Source organism: Nitrobacter sp. NHB1 (assembly GCF_036964665.1).
Classification (GTDB): domain Bacteria; phylum Pseudomonadota; class Alphaproteobacteria; order Rhizobiales; family Xanthobacteraceae; genus Nitrobacter.
In genome coordinates this window covers 19,914-44,391 of record NZ_JBAMDA010000003.1, presented here as the reverse complement: position 1 = coordinate 44,391, position 24,478 = coordinate 19,914, and the positions used below count along the sequence as shown (strand labels likewise).

Sequence of the window (24,478 nt, the reverse complement as noted above, 5' to 3'; positions counted from 1 at the left end):
ACCTCATATCCGTATCCTATCATTTTCATACACACCCCGATTGGGAGAAAGTTATATGATCAAAGATATCATTCTCCACCTGGAACGCGATCCATCCCGGGACATCGTTCGCGATTTTGCTGCTTCGACAGCCGAGATGTTCGCCGCCCATCTGACTGGGGTCTCGTTTGCCTTTGCGGCGAGCATTCCCAACTATATTGTTCCGAATTTCCCTGCAGGTGTTCTTGCCGACCTGCTTTCCGAAAGTGAAACAGCGGCACGCGGTGCAATTGACCGCTTTGAGGCGGCCATGAAGCGCGGCGGTCTTTCGGTCGAACCGCGGTTGGTCTTGCGGACCGAATTCGGACCGCCTAGGACGTTTTCGGAGATGGCGCGGTGTTTCGATCTAAGCATCATTATGCAATCGGACCATGATAATGGCATCAATAACAGCGTTCTGATCGAAGCGACGTTGTTTGAGTCTGGTCGGCCGCTCATAGTCGTTCCTTACATTCAGCAGGCCGGGTTGATGCTCGATCGGGTCGTGTGCTGTTGGGATGGAAGTCGCGCCGCAGTGCGTGCCATCAATGATGCGCTACCGTTGTTGAGGAAAGCCAAAGCCGTCGAATTGTTTATCGTCGAGAATAAGAAGACCGCTAATGAGAGCGTCATTGGCGGTATTGAAATCGGCAGACATCTCGCCCGCCACGATATCAAGATCGAAGTGATAAGGTCGCCTGCCGCTGATATCGATGTACCGAATACTATTCTATCGCATGTTGCTGACTGCTCGGCGAACTTGCTTGTGATGGGCGGCTACGGGCATTCTCGTCTGCGCGAATTCGTACTTGGCGGAGCAACGCTTGGAATACTGTCGGCGATGACGGTCCCTGTTTTCATGTCACACTAGGCGGGTGGCGGTGAGGTTAGGGCGACCGCGGTTCAATTTCATATCCCGTGTCGCGCGGGAAATGATGCGGTTGGCGGTGATGTCCGGACCGTCTGTGCGAGAGCCTACGGAACAGGCTCGAACCACGTTCCGGATTCTCTGATCCGATCGGGTCCGTGGAGACAGCAAGATGGGGATTGCGCATGGGACGGTATTCCGACGGATCTCGCGATCGTTACATCAGGCCTCCCAGACCCAACGAGGAGTTTTGGAGCGAAAGCAACGAAGCCCTTCTGCGTGATCTTGCGACCCAAAAGGAAGGAATGACCGGCGCGGAAGCAAAACGGCGACTGTCTCGCTATGGTCCAAATCTCTCCGTGCTGAACATCCGGCGAAGTCTCATCATCAAGTTCGTCAGGCGAATCGCGGAGCCGCTGATTGCCATTCTTCTTATCGCCGCATTGATATCCGGCGCGGTGGGCGATTGGCGGAGCCTTATCGTTATTGTCTTGATTGTCCTGTTCTCCATCGCACTCGATGTGTTTCAGGAGCAAAAGGCGGAGAACACTGTTGAGGCGCTGAAACGTTCCGTTGCTGTTACGGCGTCGGTCTTGCGCGACGGGCGGCCTGTTGAGCTTGCGGTACCGGATATCGTCCCCGGAGACGTGGTCGAGCTTCGCGCGGGTGATCTGGTGCCGGCTGACGGTATCGTGCTTCGGAGCCGGGGAGCGCTGGCCAATGAAGCGATCCTGACTGGCGAGGCTTACCCGACGGAGAAGCGGTGCGGTCCGTGCGATGCCAAGTCGCCGGCGGACGCCTTCAACGCGCTGTTCAGCGGAACGAGTCTTGTTGGCGGAGCAGCCGTAATGCTTGTCGTCGCTACGGGCGGTGCGACACGCTTCGGCGCCATCGCAGCTTCGCTTCAGGACAAGGTCGCGCCGACAGCCTTCGAACGCGGAGTGCACGCACTCGGGATGCTTATTCTGCGCTTGACCGGCTTTCTAGTGCTGTTCGTATTACTGACTCAGCTGATTAAACACGCACTTTCGCTAGAGAGTTTTTTGTTCGCGGTGGCGCTGGCTGTGGGCCTCACTCCCGAACTTCTGCCGATGGTCATGACGGTTACATTATCGCGTGGAGCCGTGCGAATGGCTGAAAGCAAGGTCGTTGTCAAGCGACTCTCGGCTATTCATGACCTTGGTGCCATGGACGTTTTGTGCACGGACAAGACGGGTACGCTGACCGAGGCCAAGATCATTCATGTTGGCAGTTTCGGTCCCGACGGAGCGAAGAGCGCCCGTGTCACAGATCTCGCTCGCCTGAACAGCCGTTTCGCGAGCGGCGTGCGTAGTAGTCTCGACGATGCAATCTTGTTTGAAATTCCGCCGCTTGCCGACGGGGTGATCTGTCTCGACGACCTGCCGTTCGATTTTGAGCGGCGGCGATCGTCGGTTCTTGTGTTGCGCGCCAATGTGCGCACGATGATTACGAAAGGAGCGCCGGAGGGACTGCTGCCCTTCTGCACACAAGTAGAAACGACAGATGGTTCAGTAGTGCCGCTTGACGACGCAACGAGATTAAAAATAGGTGAGCTCTTTGAGGAGAAAGGCCGGGAAGGGTTTCGTCTGCTGGGCGTCGCCTGGCGGGAGATTGGAACCGACGGCGACCGGATCGGTATCGGCGACGAAAGAGACCTCGTTTTTGCCGGGTATGCAGCTTTTCTCGACCCACCAAAGGCGTCGGCGACCAAAGCTGTCGACGATCTGATTCAAGCCGGGGTTTGTGTAAAAATTGTTTCCGGAGATGCGGCGCCTGTCGTTTTGCATCTCGTCAACACGCTTGCACTTCCAGCACGCGGATTACTCTCAGGGGACGAGATGCCCTTGATGACCGATGCGGCGCTTACTGCGCGCGTGGCTGAAACGGATATCTTCGTTCGCATTTCACCGGACCAAAAGATGAGGATCGTACGTGCGTTGCGCCGGAACGGGTATACCGTCGGCTTTTTGGGCGACGGAATCAATGATGCGCCAGCTATCCATGTCGCCGATGTCGGCGTCTCCGTTGATGGTGGCACGGACGTGGCGCGTGCGGCAGCCGACATTATTCTTCTTGCTCCGGATCTCGGCGTGCTGGCCGCCGGTGTTGCGGAAGGCCGGCGGACCTATGCCAACATTATGAAGTATGTGCGAATGGGCACCAGTTCGAATTTCGGCAACATGCTGTCGATGGCGCTGGCCTCGCTGGTGCTGCCGTTCTTGCCTCTGACGTCCCTGCAAATTCTTCTCAACAACCTCATCTACGATATTTCCGAGATCGGAATTCCATTCGATACGGCCGATGAAAACGAGCTTGTCAGGCCGCAGGCCTGGGACATGAAATCCGTATTGCGCTTTACCTTGGTCATGGGCCCGTTGTCTTCGCTATTCGACGCGGCGACATTTTCGCTGCTGCGTCTTGGCTTTGGCGCGGATGAGGCTGTGTTTCGGACCGCCTGGTTCGTCGAATCCATCGCGACTCAGATTCTCGTCATTTTTGTGATTCGGACCGCTCGGCCTTTATGGGAAAGTCGCCCCCATCCTGCGCTCGTGGCGACGTCGCTTGGGGCACTCGGAGGAGCGCTCATTCTGGCGCTAACGCCGCTTGGTGGCTTTGTCGGGTTTGTAGCACTGCCACCGGTCCTGTTGGCTGCGCTCGCTGGCGTGAGCGGGGTTTATCTCGTGACGGCAGAGATTCTGAAGCGTGTCGTCATGCCGCCGTATCGAGACGTTTCATTCCACAAAATGCCTGTTTCTTAAGCAGCGGCCAGCCTGAAGCGATCCTGTCCTGAGCAGGAAAAATATCTATTTGCGTCCATCAAAGATTGATTGAAAACGGGACGGGTCCTCTGGCCTCAGGCCGTAATGATTACTTTCAGTGCGCCCGTATCGGCTGCGCGGCTGAATGTATCATACGCCCTAATGATTTGGTCGAGGGGGAATCGATGCGTAATCAATTGGGCAGGGTTGATCTTATTTGATTGCACCGTCTTGAGAAGCATGGGCGTCGTGACCGTGTCGACCAGCCGAGTCGTAATGGAGATATTGTGCGACCATAATCTCTCCAGGTGCAGATCGACCTTACTGCCGTGCACGCCGATGTTGGCGATGATGCCGCCGGGAGCGACTATATCCTGGCAAAGCACAAAGGTTGCGGGAACGCCGACTGCCTCGATCGCCGTATCGACACCTTTGCCACCGGTCAATGCTTTCACTTTGTCAGCAGCCTTCCCGCCCGCGCTATTGATCGTATGTGTAGCGCCGAATAACTTGGCGATCTTGAGACGTTTGTCATCGAGATCGATCATGATCAGTTCGGCGGGGGAGTAAAATTGCGCTGTGAGCAATGCGGCAAGACCGATTGGCCCCGAGCCGACGATTGCGACGGTTGACCCCGGCGCCACCTTGCCGTTCAGAACGCCGCATTCGAAACCGGTCGGCAAAATATCGCTCAACATGACGAGCGCCTCTTTGTCGGCGTCAGCTGGAATGCGGTAAAGGCTAGTATCTGCATGTGGGGTCCGGACATATTCGGCTTGTGTCCCATCGATCTCGTTGCCAAGGATCCAGCCGCCGGTCGTGCAGTGGGAATAGAGACCCCGACGGCAGTATTCGCATTTACCGCAAGAGGAAATGCAGGAAATGAGGACATGGTCGCCTGGTTTGAAAGTTGTGACACCGGCGCCAACTGAATCGATGATGCCGACACCCTCGTGCCCGAGAATGCGGCCGGGTGTACAAGTCGGCACGTCACCTTTGAGAATATGCAGGTCCGTGCCGCAGATGGTCGTTTTCACCATCTTAACGATAGCGTCTCCTGCGGACCGTATTTCCGGCTTGGGGCGGTCTTCGAGCGTTTTGTGCCCGGGTCCATGGTAGACAAGCGCTTTCATGGAATATTCCGATCCAATGGGTTGCTTGGTGTAAATAAAAACTGGTCCGCCGCGCCGCACGTTGATTTCGATCAAGGCCGACCTTTCGGCTTGACAAGAGTCGTCGGTTGGCCGCTCCGCTAATGGAGTATAAGCCGATCTCGTGTTGAGATGGCACAAGCGTCTCCCGGACCTTTGATGAAGAATCATCCGTCCGTTTAAGGGTGAACTGCAGCCTTTGGTGGCATCGTTTCGCGATGCTGGTGTTGACCGGAATCAGTCGGACCGCGGGCCATCGTCAATTGCCAAGCAGGGAGTCACCATGTCACTCGGGCTGACGTGGAATCCAATAGGTGCCGGATTTTAGATATTTTTGTTTCACTGCTGCCCAGGCGACGCGGTGAGCTGTCCGCTCGCGCTGTTCGGCGCCACGATCTTGATATTCAGTCCAGGCGTTATTGAAGGCAGCGAGATATACCTCCTGCGCGTGCAGCAGTAAATGCGCCCGAACGGATGAAGGTAGGTCGTCGACCGATGCATATGGCAAGTGCAATTCCTCGTTGCTCAAGCATGGAGCTGGGCCGACAAAATAGGATTGATCCAGAGCAAACCGGTTTGATTCTGAGACTCGAGCCGATCGTAAACGCCAAGGCTGTTGATTGACGGCGCTCGGAGCCTGGATCGCTGCGGCTGCTAGCCCTCGCAATGCGGCTACTTCGACGTATTCCGGTGTAAATTCGCGGGCAGCCTGCTGGCTAATGGTGGCCAGGCCCTTGATACCGATCAAACTGCTCGGGCAAATTTCATGATCGAATATTAAATCGAAGCCGGTTCGCCTTGGTCACGTTGGCGGTGCTGTTCCGGCGCTTCCGCTGCGTCAGAGTGTCCTTGAGGGATGTAACACCGGCCCGCCGGCGTCGTTGTCTTGTAGTTGCGCGAATAGGAGGAGCCGTTGTCATGGGAAATCCAGCCTCCAAAGGAGTTTCTTCCAATGAAGGGATTTCGTTCCTGACTCTTCGCAAGCAGATGGTTGAGCATCATATCGCCGCGCGAGGTGTGTGTGACGAGCTGGTGCTCGACGCCATGCGCAAGGTACCGCGTGAATCGTTTGTGCCGGAGAGGCTTCGTGAATTCGCCTACGAGGATGCGCCGCTTCCCATTGCCGGAGAGCAAACGATTTCTCAACCCTACATCGTGGCCTTCATGGTTGAAGCCCTGCTACTGAAGGGTAACGAGAAGGTTCTCGAAATCGGCGCCGGGTCCGGCTACGCCGCTGCGGTACTGTCGGAAATCGCGGCCGATGTCTACACCGTGGAGCGGCTCGGCCCGCTTGCCGAGAAGGCGGCGGCTCTACTGGCCGAACTCGGCTATGACAACGTTCGCGTCCTGCATGGCGACGGCACAAAAGGATGGCCTGAGCACGCTCCTTATGATGCGATCGTCGTGGCTGCTGGCGGGCCGCAGGTTCCGGAAGCCCTCAGGCAGCAGTTGAAGATCGGTGGTCGGCTGGTAATCCCGGTTGGCGCGGACTTCCGCAGTCAGGAATTGGTACGAGTGACCCGAATTTCGGCGGACGAGTACCGTAGTGAAGACATTGCCGATGTGCGCTTCGTTCCACTGATCGGAGAAGAGGGATGGGCAACCGCTAGAGAAGGCAGGAAAGCGCGCGGCAAACTGCATCCGATCTATTCGGACGAGGACATCCTGGTTCGTGATCTTGCGGATGCTGCAGAATCGTTTTCATCGATCAAGGCTGCCGATCTCAACCCGCTAATGGACCGGATCGGTTCGGCGCGCATTGTCCTGTTGGGCGAAGCAACCCACGGCACCTCCGAATTCTATCGGATGCGCGAGCGCATCACGCGTGACCTCATCATCAAGAAGGGCTTTCGCTTTGTTGCCATCGAGGCCGATTGGCCGGATGCCGCGCGTGTCGATCACTACGTGCGGCACTTTCAATATCCACCGTCAGAATGGACTGCGTTTGCCCGGTTTCCGACGTGGATGTGGCGAAATACGGAGGTGCACGACTTCGTAAGCTGGCTACGCAAGCATAACGGCACGATCGAGCGCAACGAGCGTGTCGCGTTTCATGGCCTCGATCTCTACAGCCTCTATGATTCGATCCGATCGGTCTTGAACTATCTCGATGAGGTTGATCCGGAGTCTGCGCGGGTCGCTCGCGAACGCTATGGTTGCCTGACGCCATGGCAGCGCGATCCGGCGACGTACGGCCATGCGGCGTTGACGGGCTTCTATCCGGCGTGCGAGCCGCACGTGGTGCGTGCGCTGACCGACCTCCTCGCAAAACGTCAGGCTTACGCCGAGCATGACGGCGAACGGTTTCTCGACGCGGAACAGAACGCGCGTCTCGTCGCCAGCGCGGAGCGCTACTATCGCATCATGTATTACGGCTCGCGGGCATCCTGGAATCTGCGCGATAGCCACATGTTCGCAACGCTGAAAAATCTGCTCGCGTTTCACGGTCCGGACAGCAAGGCCATCATTTGGGCGCATAACTCCCACGTTGGTAACGCCGAAGCGACTGAAATGGCCGCGCGTGGCGAGCACAATCTGGGTCAACTCTGCCGCAAAGCATTTGGCGCGCAGGCTTATCTGATCGGATTCGGAACTCATAGCGGGACGGTTGCTGCGGCATCGAAATGGGATGGGTCGATGGAGATCAAAACCGTGCGGCCGGCGCTTCCCAAGAGTTACGAACAGGTGTGTCACGCGACCGGGCTGGCGCGTTTTATGCTGGGTCTGCTTGGTCGCAACGGTCTGTGCGGGCCAACCGGCCTTGGCAAGGAGCGCCTTGAGCGCGCGATTGGCGTCATCTACCGGCCGGAAACCGAACGTGCGAGCCACTACTTTCAAGCCAGTCTGCCGCGACAGTTCGATGAGTATATCTGGTTCGACAATACTCGCGCGGTGACTCCCCTGGAGACGGCGATGATCAAGGGCCTTCCGGATACATATCCGTTTGGCGTGTGACGCCGGGTGTATGCGAGCATGTTGGAGAGAACCAAACTGTCCCGAGGAGCAGATGAGCATGTTTAGGATTCCACGTGATGCGTTGATATTTGTCGGCGACGGCCGAAAGGCGTTGTTTCTGCGAAACGCCGGCGATGCTTTATCGCTCAATCTCAAGACAGAGAAAGTCTTTGAAGACACAAATCCGATGACTCACGAGCAAGGGAGCGATCGGCCGGGGCGGGTAAGCGAGGCAGCACTGCCCGGCCGCAAAAGCGCTGTCGAGCAGACTGATTGGCATGATATCGAGGAGCACCGGTTCGCGCGGACAGTCGCGGCGGCTATGGAGCAGATGGTCCGAACGAGTAAGGCAAAGACTCTCATCGTGGTCGCGCCGCCAAAAACATTAGCCGACTTGCGGACCGCATTCCATCCTGAGGTGAAGGCTTGCATTGTCGCCGAGATAAACAAGGAGGTGCCGTCCGGAATGCGGTTGGAATTCGGTGTGGCGCATTCTCCGGAAGCATGAAGGTATCATTTCAGGCTGCAAGGTCAATCGGCTTTTCAATAGGCTTTGTGGCGAGCGTCTGCCAGCCATCCACCTTTCGCATGTTGATCTGTCCTGAAGCGAGCAGCGCCCAGAACAACATCGCGGCGGTGTCGGCGGATGGCAGAACAGTTTGCGTCTTGATCCGTCGCTTAAATTCTTCGTGCAAACGCTCGATTGCATTTGTGGTGCGTACACTGCGCCATTGGCTCGGCGGCAGGCGCGTGAAGGTGAACAAGCGTTCTCCCGCCTCCTCGAGGCTATCGGCAACGGCGCGATGCTTGAGCCGCCATTTGCGGACGAAGGCCTTGCGGCGCGTTTCGATCTCCTCAGGCGTCGTCGCGTAGATCATGTCGTTGTAATCCGCGGTGATCTCGTCATGCAGCCGCTCGGGGGCATGGGCGAACAGGTTTCTGTGCTTGTGAACCGTGCAGCGTTGCACCGGCACGCCGTCCCAGACGCAGGCAATGGCCTTGTCGAGCCCCGGCGCGCCGTCGACAATGAGGAACTCGGGCCGCCGCAGCCCGCGCTTGATGAGATCGTCGAGGACAGTGCGCCATGCCTCGGCGCTCTCCCCGCCCATGCTCTTGATCGCGAGCAGCACCTTTTGGCCGTCCGCGCGCACGCCGAGGACAACGAGGAGCGAGATCGAGGTCGCCTTGCGGTCGAGCCGCACGCGAACGACGGTGCCGTCGAGGATCAGGCGCACGATCGGCTCTCCATCCAGCGCGCGGGTGTTCCGGGCATCCCAATCGCTCTTCACCTTGCGCCAGGTCCGGCTCACCGTGTCCTTGCCGACGGTGCCGCCGAACAACGCCGCCAGCGCGCGGCGCACCCGCCGGGTGTTGGTGCCGGCGAGATAGGTGCTCGCGATCAGCGCGTCGGCGGCAAGCGTGCGCCGCTGATAGGCCCGCAGCGCCTGGCTCTTCCATTCCGTCGTCTTGCCTTCCGCAGTGGTCAGCCGGGCTCGCGGCACCGCGATCTCGATCGGCCCGAACGTGCCTGTCAGCGACCGCGTACGGCTGCCGTGGCGGTGGCCCGCAACGCCGGCTCTTGCTTCATTGCCGGTCATCTGGCTTCGTTCGTAACGCGGCCGTGCCAGCGCAGCGTCGAGCTCGCCGCGAAGCAGATCTTCAATAAATTGACGCGATCGAGCCCGCACCTCGGTCTCGATCGGGTCGAACCAATTGTCGAAAAGATCAACAGCCATATCGGCTGCAGGCTGCAAAGAATCAGGCTTCGTGGTAACATTCGTCATGGCGTGGTCTCCAGTCCGACGCTTCAACGCCGGATGATTCGAGGTTGATCACCCCGGAGACTACGCCATCCTCAATTCCTACCAACTCCGCGACGGCGCCAACAAGGATCTGACCAAGCATTCGGTCAGAGAGATTGAAAAGCATCTTATAAGTGATGGTTCAACCTGATTATATGGCGTGTCTCTTCAAGCTGCGGAATTCTCACCGCGAGAATTTAATTTGGATCAAGCAGCCTGCGTCAGGACGTGGACGCGATAGATGATCGCCGAAGTGGAGGCTTGTTATGTCCTATGCAACGCTGATGGCCTGGGTCAATGTCGACCACGTCTCGAAGCAGTTCGTTGGCGTCGCGACAGGTGTGGCGAACAAATTCGCGACCAATTTAATTGGATTGTCGGCTGTTGCGATTGTTCCGCCCCTTGTCGCCGAGGGTGTTGTAATCGTCGATAATGCGACCGAATTCGACATAGGAAAGGTGAAAGCCAGCCTTGCGACGGTTGGAAACAAGGTTCAGGCCGCTGTGGGAAGCGGTCGCCAGATCGAATGGCGGTCCGTCATCGAGTACCCCACGGAGACGTTGATCAGTGAGGCGCGCTGTGCCGACTTGATCGTGATCGAAAGTGGAAGATCCGCGGGCGATATGTATCGAAGCGCCGCTGTCGGAGCGGCAATTCTGGGAGCCGGCCGTCCCTTCCTGGTGGTGCCTGCGGCAGTGAAATCCCTTACCGCCGACCATGTCATGATTGGATGGAAAGATACGCGGGAGGCGCGGCGAGCGGTTCAGGATGCGTTACCGTTCCTTCACGAGGCCAAACGCGTAACTGCTGGAGATATGCGAGAAGGAACAGATGGAGACGGCGCGCGATCATGTTGATGATGTCGTTCGCTATCTCGCGCAGCACAGGATAAAGGCAGAACGGCGGGTCGAAATAATACAGGCTTCTAGTGGCTCTCGTGCGGATCAGATCATCGGATGGGCGGATGACGAAGACGCTGATCTCCTGGTAACCGGAGCTTACGGCCATAGTCGACTCAACGAATGGATATTCGGCGGGATGACTCGCGATCTGCTCACGACGAGTCCGATCTGCTGTCTCATTGAGGTGACGAGTTGCGCGCGTATAATTCGTTTCGACAGAAACTCTCTGAATCGGCATCGCCTCCACGGAGGAGGCGCCCTCAGCCGCGAGAACAAACAGACGAAGCTCCGGGTCTGGTCGAAAAGGAGCAGGTCGACGTCGAACGCGAGATTCCGATAGAGGACAATGAGTCAGTCGAGCGCGGCGAGCCTCGCGATCGGCTGGACCCGCCACTGTTCGAAGATTGAAGCGTCCGGTTCGACCATCGTCCACAACTGCAAAACGCGAATCCCGCAAGGTCGGCGATAGGATCAGCGCCGTGAACGTCCGCCGGCTGGGGACGGCTCAATGGAGCGGTAGGTGGAGTTGGCTCGATCGGCTGTCCATGTTGTCATCCGCCGCGAATTTGCAAGGACTTTCCACCACCGTACTAGAACCGCTCGTGTGAAGTTTCATCTTGAATATGACTGACTAGTCAGTCATATTCATATCATGAAAGCTGCGAAATCCAAACGACGAAAGACCGCTACTGCGAACTCCGCCAATGGCCGATCTGCCGCAGGCAAAGCCGGTGCGACGTCCACACCGACCGGCAGGACGGCCAAGCCTCCGAACCGCGCAGCACGCGCGGCGCAGCGGCGCGCCGCGATCATTGCGGCGGGCCTCGATGAATTCACCGCGCGTGGTTTTGCCGCCACCCGTTTGGACGACGTGGCGAAGCGGGCAGGTGTCGCCAAGGGCACGATCTATCTGCACTTCAAGGACAAGGAGGCGCTGTTCCAGGAGCTGGTGAGAACGGCGCTCGTGCCGCTGATCGCAAATCTGACGGCGTTGCCTGCTGCTGGTGGATCGGTGCGCGATATCCTCGAACGCTTCGCCGAGACTTTTGTGCGAGAGGTTGCCGAAACCAAGCGCGGCGATATCGTTCGCTTGATCATGGCGGAAGGCGCGCGCTTTCCGTCGCTCGCCGATTTCTACTTTCGTGAAGTCATTTCGCGCGGCCTCGCGAGCATGCGCAAGCTGATCGAGTACGGTATCGCGCGCGGAGAAATCCGCAATGCGCGCCTTGTCGACTTCCCCCAGATCGTCGTTGCGCCCGCCGTGGTTGCCGTGATGTGGCAGGGCCTGTTCGGTCGGCAGGCGCCGCTCGATGCCGTGGCGATGCTGAAGGTCCATCTCGATCTGATCTTTGGCGAACGGAGAGTTTTATGACCCCGCGGCGCGTTATCGTGCGTGCCAGCGCCGCGTTGGTGCTGACGGTTCTCGTTGCCGGTTGCGGCCCGAAGTCGCCGCCGGGCTATCAGGGTTGGGTCGAGGCCGACATGATTTTTGTCAGTCCCGACGAGAGTGGCCGCGTCACCAAATTGACGGTGCGCGAGGGCGACGCTGTCGAGGTCGGCGCGCAGCTCTATTCAGTCGACGATGACCTGCAGCAGGCCGATCTCAATCAGAACAAGGCGACGCTGGCGAATGCGCAGCAGACTTACGACCGCGCGGCATCGCTGAGGAGAACCGGGGCCGGCACGCAGGCGACCCTGGATGCCGCCATCTCGGCGCTGCGTGTCGCCGAGGCGCGGGTCAACACCTCGCAGACGCGGCTGTCGCGGCGCAAGGGTTTTGCGCCGGTCGCAGGGACCATTCAGAGAATCTATTTTCGCGAAGGCGAGATGGTGCCGGCGGAACGGCCGGTGCTATCGATCATGCCGCCGGGCAACATGAAGATCCGTTTTTTCGTGCCGGAGCCGGATTTGCCGAAAATCAGCATCGGGCAAGACGTCCGCGTCACCTGTGACAACTGTGCGCCCGATCTGGCGGCAAAGATCTATTTCATCGCCACCCAGGCCGAATACACACCCCCGGTGATCTACAGCCTCGAGGAACGCAATAAGCTGGTGTTCCTGATTCAGGCGCGGCCCAACCGGCCGGACAGTCTCCGCGTCGGACAGCCGGTCACCGTTCAGCTCGACGCCGCGACACACTGAGGGCCGCGCCATGAGCCAGGCAGCCATGAAAGCATCCGACATCGCGATCGACGTTTCCGGCCTGTCGAAGTCGTTCAAGGGTCGCGAGGTCGTGCACGATCTGTCCATGCAGGTGAAGCGCGGAATGATCTACGGCTTCCTCGGTCCCAACGGCTCGGGCAAGACCACCACCATCCGTATGCTTTGTGGACTGCTGACGCCGGACAGCGGTGAGGGCACCTGCCTCGGCTATGACATCCGCCGTGACGCCGACAAGATCAAGCGCAGGGTCGGCTACATGACCCAGCGTTTCAGCCTGTATCAGGACCTGTCGGTGCGCGAGAACCTGGAGTTCGTCGCACGGCTCTATGGCATGCGCGATGCGCTTGGCGCGGCGCTGGCCATGATCAAGCGGCTCGGTCTTACCGGTCGCGAGGAGCAGCTTGCGGGCGAATTGTCCGGCGGCTGGAAGCAGCGCCTTGCGCTCGGCGCCTGCACGCTGCCGAACCCGCAACTCCTGCTGCTCGACGAGCCCACCGCCGGCGTCGATCCCAAGGCGCGGCGCGAATTCTGGAACGAGATTCATGCGCTGGCAGCAGACGGCCTGACGGTGCTGGTCTCGACGCACTACATGGACGAGGCCGAACGCTGTCACGAGATCGCCTACATCGCCTACGGTCATCTGCTGGTGCATGGAACCGTGGATGACGTCATCGCAAAGTCGGCGCTGACCACCTACACGGTCGCGGGCGGCGATATCAACGAGCTGTCGGCCGAGCTCGCAGGCAAGCCGGGCATCGACATGGCCGCGCCGTTCGGTACCAGCCTGCATGTCTCCGGCCGCGACAAGGCCGCGCTCGAAGCGACGATCGCGCCGTACCGCGTTCGTGGCGATCTGCATTGGCAGCAGGCCGAGCCGTCGCTGGAAGACGTATTCATCGAACTGATGAGCCGTGCGAAGGACAATTTCCAATGAGCGCCGCGGACGACCATGCCGCCGAAAGGGAGATGCCGTTCGGCTTCTGGCGGCGCAGCTACGCCATGCTGGTGAAAGAGTTCATCCAGCTCCGGCGCGACCGGGTGTCGTTCGCGATGATCGTGATGATTCCGGTGATGCAGCTTCTGCTATTCGGCTATGCCATCAACACCACGCCGCGCCATCTGCCCACCGCGGTTCTGGTGCAGGAGGACAGCGACCTCGCGCGCTCGATTCTCAAGGCGCTGCAGAATACGGCCTATTTCCGCTTCACGCAGCAGGTGCACGACGTCGATACCTTCGACAATCTCCTGAAATCCGGCAAGGTGCTGTTCGGCGTCGAGATTCCGCGCGGCTTCGAGCGCGGCGTGCGGCGTGGTGACCGTCCGGCGCTGCTGGTTGCCGCCGATGCCACCGATCCCGTCGCCGCCGGCGCCGCGTTGAGCGCGCTCGGCCCGATCGTGCAGACCGCGCTCGCGCACGATCTGTTCATTGGCAACTCGCCCGATCCGCCATTCGAAATCCGGGTCCATGCACGTTTCAATCCCGCGGCGTCCTCGCGGCTGAACATCGTGCCCGGGCTTGTCGGCACCATTCTCACCATGACCATGCTGATCTTCACGGCCTTGTCGGTCACGCGCGAGATCGAGCGTGGTACGATGGAAAACCTGCTGTCGATGCCGATCACGCCGGTCGAGGTGATGATCGGCAAGATCCTGCCCTATGTACTGGTAGGGTTTATCCAGGCGGCGTTGATCATCGGCATCGGGGCGCTGCTGTTCGGCGTTCCCATCGACGGAAGCCTGACGCTGTTGGCGTTGCTGTCGACACTGTTCATCACAACCAATCTCGCTGTCGGATACACATTCTCGACCATCGTGCAGAACCAGCTCCAGGCCATGCAGATGTCGACGATGTTCTTCCTGCCAAGCATCCTGCTGTCCGGTTTCATGTTTCCGTTCGCCGGCATGCCGGTCTGGGCGCAGTATGTCGGGGAATGCCTGCCACTGACGCACTACGTTCGGATTGTTCGCGCCATCATGCTGAAGGGAGCGACGCTGCAAAATCTGCGGTACGACGCGCTCGCGTTGCTGGCGCTGATGCTGGTGGCGATGGTGATCGCAGTGACACGATTCCGCCGCACGCTGGATTAGAGCACGATCCCGAAAAGTGGAAACCGGTTTTCGGACAAGATCATGCTCAATCAAAACGCTGGCGACGCATCGAGCTCCTTGACTTCATAACAGCGTCACTGCGGCCTTTTCGGGCCGAAAGCTTCACGTCTGGACGGATCAGGACGTTTAACGGCTTCCAGTCCATCGAGGGATGCGGTAGTTCGATACGCGTCGCGTCAGGTTGTTCTCAGAGTTTTCTTAACGAGCAGAAGCGTAGCGTCGTCCGGATATGGGCTGACGGAAAATCCCATGTTTTTCTCGAGCTCAATGGCGTCATGATTGGCTCGGCTCTCGATCGATTCGATCACGTTCAGGCCCCACGCTTCAGCCTGACGGACCACGAAGGCAAGCATAACCCAGCCAATTCCGTGGTCCCTGTAATCGGCCCGGACCGAAATTGCGACCTCGCCGCGGTCACTCGCGCCCTCGCGTGCCAGCATGGCCGTGGCAACCGGGGTATGATTGTCTTCGAGAAAGGCGATATAAGTTTCCGCCGTGCGATGATCGACATGGGTCATTTGATGGATCTGCCGCGGCGGAACTTCCTTCATCCCGCCCAAGAAGCGAAAGTGTAGATCTTGTGGGCGGACCTGATGGAATAACTCATTGAGAATTGCATCGTCATCCGAGCCCGCTGGTTGCACAACAATCGTGAGGCCCGTGCGAGTCACAAGTTTCGAAGTATGATCGACCATTTGCTTTCTCCCGCCTATTCGCCGGATGGCGATCTCACCAGCTAATTGAGGTGCAACCGGTAGCCTTTGAGCTGGCGCAAGGTGGTGCAAACATTCGTGTCGGATACCTGCCTCTGCAGGGATCGGTCCTGGGATCGAACAGAGGAGCGATTGCGTGTTTGCTGCCCTTGACGCAGATCACAGCGGCATTTCTTGCCGTGGCCCTGTCCAGCGCCGCCATCGCGCAAACCCCAGTACCGCCTCAGGCCTCGCGGATTTCATGGGTTCGGAAGACAACGCTTTCGCTGAGCTATTGAGGCGTAGCCCAGACGCAAGCCGACCGGCGGGGAAATGATCTCGAATTCGAGCTCTCAATTTGAATTTATTGAGTCAATCGCCGGTGCGAACAAGCGTCCGCCCGTCAACGGTCAGCACGCCGCATAGCCGGCCGAAATTGCAGCGGCTGGTGACTTCGGTGCTCGGCCGGCAGGCGCAGGCAACTCGCGTGAGCCTTGCATCACCGCCAGCGATCAGTTCGCTACAACCTGAAAGGTGATTGAGGCAAATCAACCCAGAAACGCTTCTCAAATTTTCAAGCGCGAGCACGTCGTGATTTAGCACGTGACAAAAATTACGGAACCGGAAAAGTTGATACTCGGTGAGAGCCAGCACATCTATCGCTTGACACAAATCAAGGCACTGGAGCACGGACGGAATATTCAAGTTCAATGGACTGCGCGACTTGGCACTGCTAATCGATGGTGGACACTGCGCATGGATGGCTGTTACTTCACCGGCAACAACTGCTACTCATGGGCAAGAAGGAGAATGATCCTATGACTGCACGTGTGCTGTCCGTCGCGGCCATCGCCCTTTGGCTTGTTACCGTTGCTGTCGCCGTATTCTTCTTCGTTCGCGGTCAGACGCAGGTGGCGCCCGACGGGCGCACGGCTGTTCTGCTGGCATCGGATGAGCGCAATCTCGTGCTCACCGAAATGCGCGGCATGCTTGAGACCGTGCAGGTTGTCGTCGACGGGGTGAAGGCAGGCGACATGAAGCAGGTTGCGCAGGCGGCGCGCGCGAGCGGCGTGACGGCGGCGGCTGACGTCAATCCGGCACTGATGGCTAAGTTGCCGCTCGAGTTCAAGCAGCTCGGGCTCAGCGTCCATAAGCGCTTCGATGAGATTGCCACCGCAGCCGATTCGGGCGCGAGCCGCGAGCAGCTGCTCGCGAGTCTCAGCACGCAGCTCTCGGACTGCGTCGCCTGTCACGCTGGCTATCGCCTCGATGCGGTAACGCCGGCGGCGAAGTGAGTGAGGACGAAGTGACCTGCCTGATGGTTGATTGCTGCACTGAGCGAGCGACGTGGAAGCGACGAGGATGACGACTCGCCGTGCATCCCGTATATCTGCGACGAGTGCGAGAGAAAGTGCATTGAGATCATCGAGCGCGAGGAGGGTTTTCGTCGTCGGGGCGACCAAATCGCGATGCCTTGCACGCTGGCTCTCCGACAATGCGACGTTCCGCGATCATCGCCATAGCACGTGGTTCCAGGACGTGGCACAGATGTGCCGATGGTGCCTTCGAGCGGATTCCACCTCGCAATCGATTGACAGGTTCTACCCGGTCGATCCCAACGGCCCCTCATTGCTGACAGGTGTAAATGCTGATCCAACTTTGACCCCTTAACCGGCGCGCGCGCAGAACTAAGGTCCTGATTTTATTGGTGTGGTAACGGTGACCCCGGCGCCGATCGGCGTCCAGACCCCCAGCCGAAACACACGCCAAGTTGTTCAGAGCTTCCTTAGCGCAGACGCACGCTGCGTTCAGTGCTCGGCAAACATGAGTTGGATGAGATGCTCGCGGAGCGCGACAAACTCAACGCCGACATTCAGGAGATTCTCGATCAGCAAACCGATGCGTGGGGGATCAAGGTCGCCAATATCGAGATCAAGGACATCGATCTCAATGAAAACATGGCTCGCGCCATCGCCAAGCAGGCCGAGGCGGAGCGGCTGCGGCGGGAGAAAGTAATCAATGTGCGGCGCGACAATCAGGATGAGAAGACGGGCCGCAGGCGCGGCGACTTCTGGCTCTGGCCGCGATCTACGACGGTGCGACGCGGACGGAAGCAACCTAGACCCCATGCTTGAGGCTCGGCACCGGTCCTTCCGGCGCATCCCTCGATAGGAGCTTGCCGTGGGGCGGGCCGCTAGCCCTCAGCCGCGAACATGGGGTCTAGATCGGCGGAGTGGGTGTGCAAATTGTTCGCGACTGGGTGATGAAGTTCAATGCACTCGGCCCGGACGGCCTTTTCGATCGCAAGGCGCCCGGGCAACCGTCCCGGTCTCGCTTACGATTCCGCGCCGAAATCGCTCGGAGGGATGGTCGAACGATATAGAAGATAACTCTGTGCTCACTTCACGACGGAGCTGAGCGTCAATACCTTCCGTACGGTGCGTCGAGGCGTTGGCGGAATAGTCCTTCCGAACCCCAGCCGAAGCAGTACCTGCGGCAGGACCCTGGTCTCAAATCTGGTCGCCAGTTCGCGACGAAGTTGGGGGAGCTCTATCGGAGGGTTCAGATAGGATGCGGATAAGCCGGCAACGGCCGCCGCAAGGAGCACCCGTTGCAGAGCCTGTCCCGCTGAGAGCCATTCGCTTCGACTATCGTTTTCCGTCGCCAGCAACACAAGTGCCGGTGAGGATTCGACCAATGCATACTGGCGCGCAGAGCCGGATTCGGGAGTTGCGAAGCTTCGTGCCGTCTCTGCACCACTGAGCGTCCCCTGATCCGGATGCGCGCGGCTCTGGGGCGAGTGCCCGGAGGCTGATCCCATCCGCGCATATAGTTCTCTCAGACTTTCATGATCTTCGCTACGCCGCCGCTGAAGCCAAAGCCTGATCTCCTGCCTGAAGTCTGGGTTGCTGAGATGCACCTTCTCAGCTTCAGCAACCACTTGAGCAACCGCACGGTGGCGCTCGTGCGTGACGATCCAAGTGAGATCGACGTTGTAGCGGCGCGCAAGTTTCGAGAATTCATGTAGGAGGTGCGGATCGACAGGTCTCCGGTCAAAGCTGAAACGGAACGTGCGCCTGAGTTTCATCGCCTCACGTAGTTGTTGATCGACCTCTGTAGGATGATGTTTCTGCTCATCGAGCTTTATCGCAGCCAGCGTATTGACCGGGTGAGACTTCGGCATGACTTCGATTTTCAAATCGCAGCCAAAACTACGCGCGGCGACCTGTAGGTTCATCAGTGCTGCGCCGCAGCTGATCGTACTTTCGCGACCCTTGGGATCAACTACCAGCATACGGCGCGAGCAGTCTTCCTCCAGCCTGATGTAGCCGTCCGCAAGAGAGAAACGCCATGGCTGCGTGTTGAGGATCGATGGCGCGAGAACGGCATAATTCAGCAGAAATATCAGTTTCTCGTTTAGCGTGCCGTGCATTGGCCAGTCGGCCGCATCCACTTTCCAGGGATCGTCGTCCATCAGTTGGTGGGAATTACGCATGGTAGTTTCCCGTTACATATTCTTGCGGCTTTCCGTGCGGAAAGCCGGCCTGATATTGTATTTCATTACGATCTCCCACGAACGTTTTTCGGCGTCTTTGCGCCAGATCATAACATGCATGAGAATTGTATGTATTCTTGGCTCGTTGAAACAAAAAAGGAGATCGACATGCCAATCGAAACAATCATTGCGACCGCGCTTGTTGCCGGCGTCATAACCATATTCTCTCTAGCTATAGCTTATGGCCAGCGTCAGACTACCGCTTACCATCGCGAACACCCGCAAGGGTAAGCCCCCAGAACTGCATGAATGGGCGGCGACCGCGAGCAGCTATATCGATCTCACCGGTCACCGTCGTGAGAGGCGCAACATCAACAGTGCCTTGGGAGACTTGGCATGTCCGATCATAGCGAAATTGTGTATTTGACAGCGGAAGGAATGGATTATCCGGCGCACGAGCAACAGTATAAGACGTTCCTCAAGATAGGGATGTTCGGCACAGCGACCGCCGCCACCGTTATCGTGTTGTTGGCGATTTTCCTTATCTGATCGTCCAGTCGTCGTTCCGGATTTTCGTTTGCAATGTGGCTGGTGCTTTAGTTGTGCGTGGTCGACGGCTTGTCCGCCGACCACAGCCGACGTTGTGATGCTGATCGACGGGCCCGGCAGTTCGCGGCCCCTAGGCAAGCTATCCAAGAGCACCTGAGCCCAGCGTATAACCTCATCCGAAACCACCTATTGGAAAGGGTAGACAATGGCAACCGCAGTATCTGCTCATGACCATGACCACGTCGACGACCATGCGCACCACCCGACCGGGTGGCGGCGCTTTGCGTATTCGACCAATCACAAGGACATCGGGACCATGTACCTGGTGTTCGCCATCATTGCGGGGGTCATCGGCGGCCTGATGTCGATGGGCATCCGGGCGGAACTGATGTATCCCGGCGTGCAGGTTTTTCATCCTGCTCACGAGTACAACGTGTTTGCGACCTCGCACGGCCTGATCATGATCTTCTTCATGGTGATGCCGGCAATGATCGGCGGGTTCGGCAACTGGTTTGTGCCGCTGATGATCGGGGCGCCCGACATGGCGTTTCCGCGCATGAACAACATCTCGTTCTGGCTGCTGCCGGCGGCGTTTGCGCTGCTGCTGATCTCGACGATGGTGGAGGGCGAACCGGGCGCTCTTGGCGCCGGCACGGGCTGGACGCTGTATGCGCCCCTGTCGACGAGCGGCCATCCGGGTCCGGCGGTGGATTTCGTCATCCTCTCGGTGCATCTGGCCGGTGCGTCCTCGATTCTCGGCGCGATCAACTTCATCACCACGATCTTCAACATGCGCGCGCCTGGCATGACCATGCACAAGATGCCGCTGTTCGTGTGGTCGATCCTGGTCACCGTGTTCATGCTGCTGCTGTCGCTGCCCGTTCTGGCGGGCGGGATCACCATGCTTCTGACCGACCGTAACTTCGGCACCACGTTCTTCGCTGCCGACGGCGGCGGTGATCCGGTGTTGTTTCAGCATCTGTTCTGGTTCTTCGGTCATCCCGAGGTGTACATCCTGATTCTGCCCGGCTTCGGCATGATCAGCCATGTGATCTCGACCTTCTCGAAGAAGCCGATTTTCGGTTATCTCGGCATGGCCTATGCGATGGTCGCGATCGGCGGCGTCGGCTTCGTGGTGTGGGCGCACCACATGTACACGGTCGGCATGACGTCGTCGACGCAGGCCTATTTCACCGCTGCGACCATGGTGATCGCGGTGCCGACGGGTGTGAAGGTGTTCTCGTGGATCGCCACGATGTGGGGTGGCTCGATCGAGTTCAAGGCGCCGATGCTGTTTGCGGTCGGCTTCATCTTCCTGTTCACGGTCGGCGGCGTCACCGGCGTGGTGCTGGCCAATGCGGGCGTCGATCGCGTGCTGCAGGAAACCTACTACGTCATCGCGCACTTCCACTACGTGATGGGCATTGCCGCGGTGTTTGCGATCTTTGCGGGCTGGTACTACTGGTTCCCGAAGATCTCCGGCTACATGTACAACGAGACCATCGCCAAGGTGCAGTTCTGGTTCATGTTTATCGGCGCCAACGTTCTGTTCTTCCCGCAGCACTTCCTCGGACTGCAGGGCATGATGCGGCGTTCGGTCGACTATCCGGATGCGTTTGCGGGCTGGAACGAGATCTCGTCCTACGGCGCCTTCATCACGGGCTTCGGCGTCTTGATCTTCTTCTACGGCCTGATCGACGCCTTCGCGCGCAAGCAGCAGGCGGCCGACAATCCGTGGGGTGAGGGCGCCACCACGCTGGAATGGACGCTGTCATCGCCGCCGCCGTTCCACCAGTTCGGAACGCTGCCGAAGGTGCAGTAAGCAGTCATGACCGTGCGCGGCGCGCCTGGCGCGCCGCGCACAGTCTGGACAGAACCGGGTTTTGGCCAATAGAACTAGTCGCCCGTGAAAAATGCAGAAGCCGTCCTGGCGGAATGATTTCGCGGGTTTTGCAAGTATTCGATATCGCCGGTTTTGGGGATGTCGATATCGATTTCCTTGCAATTTGATTTGGCGGAATCGGCGTGATTCCATGTCTCCGGCTGGGTTTGATTCGGAGATATCGCGATGCTTCCGAAGGAGCGGCGAGACAGCGGACAGAATGATTTGTTCAAGTCGCACCTCGACCAGATCGTCGACATGAACCACGCGTTGGCGAAGCTGGCGCGCCAGATCGACTGGGGATTTCTCGAGGGCAAATTCGGGGCGGTCTACGCCGATGTTCCCGGCCGGCCGCCCCTGCCGACGCGGCTGATGGCGGGGTTGGCGATCCTCAAGCACACGTTCAATCTGTCGGACGAGGCGCTGTGCGAACGCTGGGTCGAAAACCCCTATTATCAATTGTTTTGTGGCGAGGCGTTCTTTCGTCACGACGTTCCCTTCGACCGCTCCTCGATGACGCGCTGGCGTCAGCGCATGGGCGAAGACAAGATCGTCGCGCTCATTCAGGAGAGCCTGAATGTCGCCACGCGCGTTGGCGCGGCCAAGCCGTCGGACTTCACCAGCATCATCGTCGATACGACGGTGCAGCCGAAGGCGGTGGCGTTCCCGACCGATGCCAAACTCATGCATCGCGCCCGCGAGAAGCTGGCGCGGTTGGCCAAAAAGCACGGCGTCGTCCTGCGGCAATCCTACGAGCGTGTTGGCAAGCACGCGTTGATCGCGCATCAGCGCTACGCTCACGCGAAACAGTTCAGGCGCGCCAACCGGGCGCTGAAGACATTGCGCACGTATCTCGGCCGCGTGATGCGCGACATCAGGCGCAAGATCGCCGGCGATCCGGACAGGCAGGCGGCTTTCGCGCAACTGTTGTCGCTGGCCCACGCGGTGCATCATCAACAACAAAGGCAGCGCGGCAAGAAAATCTATTCCCTGCACGCGCCGGAGATCGAATGCATCGCCAAGGGCAAATCGCACAAACCCTATGAGTTCGGCGTGAAAGTCTCCATCGCCACGACGCTCAACCATTCCAGGGGCGGCCAGTTCATTGCGCACGCGAAGGCGCTTCCGGGAAATCCATACGACGGCCACACGCTGGAAAGCATCATCCCCGATGTCGAGCGTCAAATCGGCGCGCCCATCAATCGGCTCGCCGCCGACAAGGGCTATAGGGGCCACAATGCTCCGCCAGAATACAAGTTCAGGATTTACATCTCGGGCCAGAAACGCGGCGTCACCGACCCGATCAAGCGTGACCTGCGACGACGTTCGGCGATCGAGCCTGTGATCGGTCACGCAAAATCAGACCACCGCATGGACCGCAATTATCTCAAGGGCTCCGAAGGCGACGCCATCAACGCCGTGCTCGCCGCCGCCGGGTACAACTTCCGCCGATTGCTCGCCTGGCTGAGGCTGCTTTTGCGCGCATGGTTAGTGTCAATCATGCGGCCACATGCCAACCATCAATCATTCTCGGTCGCATGAAATCTCGTTCTTCACGGACGACGAACTATGGACTTCTCGCCCTTGGAGGTTGTAAGAGGGCGTATTCATTGAGTAAATAATAAGCTCTGTAGTAGTGCTCTGTCACAAAGCATTGTTATCCCGGCCGAGCCGGCTTTCACTTCGTCGGCGATCTCGTTGGCACATTCAACTTGCGATGCGGAGGCCAGCCTCGCTCTCTCGTTATGAGCGGCCAAGCGTCCAGAGCTTTAGCCTTTGGACTGCTTGCTCACCGAATCGCCCGTGAACTGCTGGATGGTTTTGCCCGTCGTCGGATCGACCGTGTAGGGCAAATCGGCGATCTCGTCGGCGTGATCTTTCTCATCCTTCAGAAGATCTTTGAACATCCGGCGGCTCACAGCCGCAACGCATCGTCGATGACCTCGTTTGCGTTCTTATATCGCCCCGAATTCAACTGCTGTCGCAGAATAGCCTGCTGCTTTGCGTCGAGTTTGATGATTGCCTTGCCAGATGCCACGGGCTCGAACCATACCACGTCCCGCGCGCTGATGCATCGGCCGCGGGCGTTGTCAGCATGCCCGAGGCCGCCAAAAGCACGCCCCGAGGGTGATGTAGAGCGCCGGCTCTGTCAGCCGCCGCATTTCAGCGCGGCGCCGGTCAGTGACCTTATGCACCACGCCTGACGGCTTTTGCCGTGCGGTTCATTTTCACCCGCACCCGATTGAATACTTCATCCCTGGGTGAGAGCGCGTGCCTGTCCGCCAGCGATGCCCGCATTTCCTCGCGCAGCCATTTACACAACGCCGCGTCGGGTTCGTTCATCAACCGCAACACGTCGTCGAACATCTCGATGAGGTTCTCGTATTGGCCGCTTTCAAGCTGACGCTGTAGCAGCGCCTGCTGTTTCACGCTCAGTTCGATACCGATCGCCTTGCCTGCCATGGTCGTGTTCTTTCCGTTGCCGGACAAATATAGCACGGTTCGGCGGGCTGTGCCCCATCGCCGAGCGGCCGGGAACCCGGCTGATGCTGTCAGCCCGCGCTGGTGCCGCTCTGCATCTGTCAGCATGCCGTCACGACCGCGCCAGCCGATTGCGCCCGCCGACGCCGCCAAGGGCGAGGCGGCCGAGCTGGCGTTCCGCCAGGGGCTCGACGCGGCGGTGTTGCCGCACATCTACGTCGAACAATCACCCCTGACCGTGCCGTTGCCGTTGCGCGGGCAAATCAAGCGCCCCGATTACATCGTGGGGATTCCAGGCGTCAGCCTGGTGGCTTTCGACGTGAAGGCGAAAACCATCTATCCCGAGGGGGTGATATTCGACCTCGACGAGGTGGGGAAGCTGCGCACCTTCGCACGGCTGTTTCACTGCACCGTCTATTTTGCCTGCCTCAATCCCGAAGGCGGCGAGCGCCCCGACTACTGGATACGGCTCGACCAGCTCGACGAGGTGCCCGCAGTACGGCGTGGCAAGGCGCTGACGCTGTGCATGCCCATCGAGCGCGCGTTGCCGGTATCGATGGATGAGCCGTTCTATTCGACCTTCGTTCGCGCTGTCGCTTTGAATTGATGGGCGTGCCGTTCCGGCCGGGC

24 protein-coding genes and 1 pseudogene are annotated in these 24,478 nt (G+C 58.9%); 16 read left to right on the top strand and 9 right to left on the bottom strand.

Going from position 1 to position 24,478, the window contains the following annotated elements; genetic code table 11:
- The first annotated feature begins 55 nt into the window (after positions 1-55).
- The gene (locus V4R08_RS15740; RefSeq protein ID WP_335580346.1) at positions 56-889 is read left to right on the top strand and encodes a universal stress protein; all 834 of its coding nucleotides are present in this window, start codon (positions 56-58) and stop codon (positions 887-889) included.
- Positions 890-1,071: 182 nt separating this feature from the next.
- Positions 1,072-3,666 carry a magnesium-translocating P-type ATPase gene (gene mgtA, locus V4R08_RS15735; RefSeq protein WP_335580345.1) on the top strand — a complete coding sequence of 865 codons (2,595 nt, stop codon included), beginning with the start codon at positions 1,072-1,074 and terminating at the stop codon, positions 3,664-3,666.
- 95 nt (positions 3,667-3,761) lie between these two features.
- Here mgtA and V4R08_RS15730 read toward each other — a convergent pair whose 3' ends face one another.
- Positions 3,762-4,799: a zinc-dependent alcohol dehydrogenase family protein gene (locus V4R08_RS15730; RefSeq protein ID WP_335580543.1), complete on the bottom strand. Its 1,038-nt coding sequence runs from the start codon at positions 4,797-4,799 to the stop codon at positions 3,762-3,764.
- Positions 4,800-5,103: 304 nt separating this feature from the next.
- Positions 5,104-5,325, bottom strand: a complete 222-nt coding sequence (locus V4R08_RS15725) for a ChaB family protein (RefSeq protein WP_335580542.1) — start codon at positions 5,323-5,325, stop codon at positions 5,104-5,106.
- 410 nt (positions 5,326-5,735) lie between these two features.
- Between V4R08_RS15725 and V4R08_RS15720 the strand changes: the two genes are divergently transcribed.
- A complete protein-coding gene (locus V4R08_RS15720) occupies positions 5,736-7,772 on the top strand; it encodes a protein-L-isoaspartate(D-aspartate) O-methyltransferase (RefSeq protein WP_335580344.1) in 2,037 nt (678 codons plus the stop codon).
- A gap of 58 nt (positions 7,773-7,830) precedes the next feature.
- Complete coding sequence (locus tag V4R08_RS15715) at positions 7,831-8,280, top strand: host attachment protein (RefSeq protein WP_335580541.1); 450 nt, start codon at positions 7,831-7,833, stop codon at positions 8,278-8,280.
- A 10-nt stretch (positions 8,281-8,290) separates the two neighbouring features.
- Here V4R08_RS15715 and V4R08_RS15710 read toward each other — a convergent pair whose 3' ends face one another.
- Positions 8,291-9,508, bottom strand: a complete 1,218-nt coding sequence (locus tag V4R08_RS15710) for an IS256 family transposase (RefSeq protein WP_335580540.1) — start codon at positions 9,506-9,508, stop codon at positions 8,291-8,293.
- A gap of 332 nt (positions 9,509-9,840) precedes the next feature.
- Here V4R08_RS15710 and V4R08_RS15705 point away from each other — a divergent pair, with 332 nt between their 5' ends.
- From V4R08_RS15705 to V4R08_RS15680, 6 genes are all read left to right on the top strand, one after another.
- Complete coding sequence (locus V4R08_RS15705; RefSeq protein WP_335580343.1) at positions 9,841-10,431, top strand: universal stress protein; 591 nt, start codon at positions 9,841-9,843, stop codon at positions 10,429-10,431.
- Positions 10,406-10,816 (top strand): universal stress protein, encoded by a 411-nt coding sequence (locus V4R08_RS15700; protein ID WP_335580342.1) that lies wholly within the window; start codon positions 10,406-10,408, stop codon positions 10,814-10,816. The genes V4R08_RS15705 and V4R08_RS15700 overlap by 26 nt, the downstream gene beginning before the upstream one ends.
- A gap of 312 nt (positions 10,817-11,128) precedes the next feature.
- Positions 11,129-11,848 carry a TetR/AcrR family transcriptional regulator gene (locus tag V4R08_RS15695; RefSeq protein WP_335580341.1) on the top strand — a complete coding sequence of 240 codons (720 nt, stop codon included), beginning with the start codon at positions 11,129-11,131 and terminating at the stop codon, positions 11,846-11,848.
- The gene (locus V4R08_RS15690; protein ID WP_335580340.1) at positions 11,845-12,618 is read left to right on the top strand and encodes an HlyD family secretion protein; all 774 of its coding nucleotides are present in this window, start codon (positions 11,845-11,847) and stop codon (positions 12,616-12,618) included. Before V4R08_RS15695 ends, V4R08_RS15690 begins: the two co-directional genes overlap by 4 nt.
- 10 nt (positions 12,619-12,628) lie before the next feature.
- Positions 12,629-13,573, top strand: a complete 945-nt coding sequence (locus tag V4R08_RS15685; RefSeq protein WP_335580339.1) for an ABC transporter ATP-binding protein — start codon at positions 12,629-12,631, stop codon at positions 13,571-13,573.
- A complete protein-coding gene (locus tag V4R08_RS15680) occupies positions 13,570-14,727 on the top strand; it encodes an ABC transporter permease (protein ID WP_335580338.1) in 1,158 nt (385 codons plus the stop codon). The genes V4R08_RS15685 and V4R08_RS15680 overlap by 4 nt, the downstream gene beginning before the upstream one ends.
- 197 nt (positions 14,728-14,924) lie before the next feature.
- On the opposite strand, the gene V4R08_RS15675 is transcribed toward V4R08_RS15680, so the two are convergent.
- On the bottom strand, positions 14,925-15,443 hold the full coding sequence (locus tag V4R08_RS15675) for a GNAT family N-acetyltransferase (RefSeq protein ID WP_335580337.1): 519 nt from the start codon (positions 15,441-15,443) through the stop codon (positions 14,925-14,927).
- A 369-nt stretch (positions 15,444-15,812) separates the two neighbouring features.
- The gene (locus V4R08_RS15670; protein WP_335580336.1) at positions 15,813-16,151 is read right to left on the bottom strand and encodes a hypothetical protein; all 339 of its coding nucleotides are present in this window, start codon (positions 16,149-16,151) and stop codon (positions 15,813-15,815) included.
- 83 nt (positions 16,152-16,234) lie between these two features.
- Between V4R08_RS15670 and V4R08_RS15665 the strand changes: the two genes are divergently transcribed.
- Both V4R08_RS15665 and V4R08_RS15660 read left to right on the top strand, forming a co-directional pair.
- Complete coding sequence (locus V4R08_RS15665) at positions 16,235-16,735, top strand: hypothetical protein (protein ID WP_335580335.1); 501 nt, start codon at positions 16,235-16,237, stop codon at positions 16,733-16,735.
- Positions 16,736-17,239: 504 nt separating this feature from the next.
- A pseudogene (locus V4R08_RS15660) lies at positions 17,240-17,479 on the top strand (SPFH domain-containing protein); the annotation flags it as partial.
- 359 nt (positions 17,480-17,838) lie between these two features.
- Here the strand turns inward: V4R08_RS15660 and V4R08_RS15655 are convergent.
- A complete protein-coding gene (locus V4R08_RS15655) occupies positions 17,839-18,936 on the bottom strand; it encodes an Acg family FMN-binding oxidoreductase (protein ID WP_335580334.1) in 1,098 nt (365 codons plus the stop codon).
- Between the two features lie 396 nt (positions 18,937-19,332).
- Between V4R08_RS15655 and V4R08_RS15650 the strand changes: the two genes are divergently transcribed.
- From V4R08_RS15650 to V4R08_RS15640, 3 genes are all read left to right on the top strand, one after another.
- Complete coding sequence (locus V4R08_RS15650; RefSeq protein WP_335580333.1) at positions 19,333-19,485, top strand: aa3-type cytochrome c oxidase subunit IV; 153 nt, start codon at positions 19,333-19,335, stop codon at positions 19,483-19,485.
- 205 nt (positions 19,486-19,690) lie between these two features.
- Positions 19,691-21,307 carry a cytochrome c oxidase subunit I gene (gene ctaD, locus V4R08_RS15645; protein ID WP_335580332.1) on the top strand — a complete coding sequence of 539 codons (1,617 nt, stop codon included), beginning with the start codon at positions 19,691-19,693 and terminating at the stop codon, positions 21,305-21,307.
- Positions 21,308-21,553: 246 nt separating this feature from the next.
- A complete protein-coding gene (locus V4R08_RS15640; RefSeq protein WP_335580331.1) occupies positions 21,554-22,909 on the top strand; it encodes an IS5-like element ISNha6 family transposase in 1,356 nt (451 codons plus the stop codon).
- A gap of 227 nt (positions 22,910-23,136) precedes the next feature.
- Here the strand turns inward: V4R08_RS15640 and V4R08_RS15635 are convergent, their stop codons facing one another.
- The 3 genes from V4R08_RS15635 to V4R08_RS15630 form a co-directional block, all read right to left on the bottom strand.
- Positions 23,137-23,274 (bottom strand): hypothetical protein, encoded by a 138-nt coding sequence (locus V4R08_RS15635; RefSeq protein ID WP_335580330.1) that lies wholly within the window; start codon positions 23,272-23,274, stop codon positions 23,137-23,139.
- Between the two features lie 8 nt (positions 23,275-23,282).
- Positions 23,283-23,405 carry a type II toxin-antitoxin system ParD family antitoxin gene (locus V4R08_RS18270; RefSeq protein WP_442935693.1) on the bottom strand — a complete coding sequence of 41 codons (123 nt, stop codon included), beginning with the start codon at positions 23,403-23,405 and terminating at the stop codon, positions 23,283-23,285.
- Positions 23,406-23,554: 149 nt separating this feature from the next.
- The gene (locus tag V4R08_RS15630; protein WP_335580329.1) at positions 23,555-23,830 is read right to left on the bottom strand and encodes a hypothetical protein; all 276 of its coding nucleotides are present in this window, start codon (positions 23,828-23,830) and stop codon (positions 23,555-23,557) included.
- Positions 23,831-23,954: 124 nt separating this feature from the next.
- On the opposite strand from V4R08_RS15630, the gene V4R08_RS15625 reads away from it, so the two are divergent.
- Positions 23,955-24,455, top strand: a complete 501-nt coding sequence (locus V4R08_RS15625; RefSeq protein ID WP_335580328.1) for a hypothetical protein — start codon at positions 23,955-23,957, stop codon at positions 24,453-24,455.
- Positions 24,456-24,478: the final 23 nt, after the last annotated feature.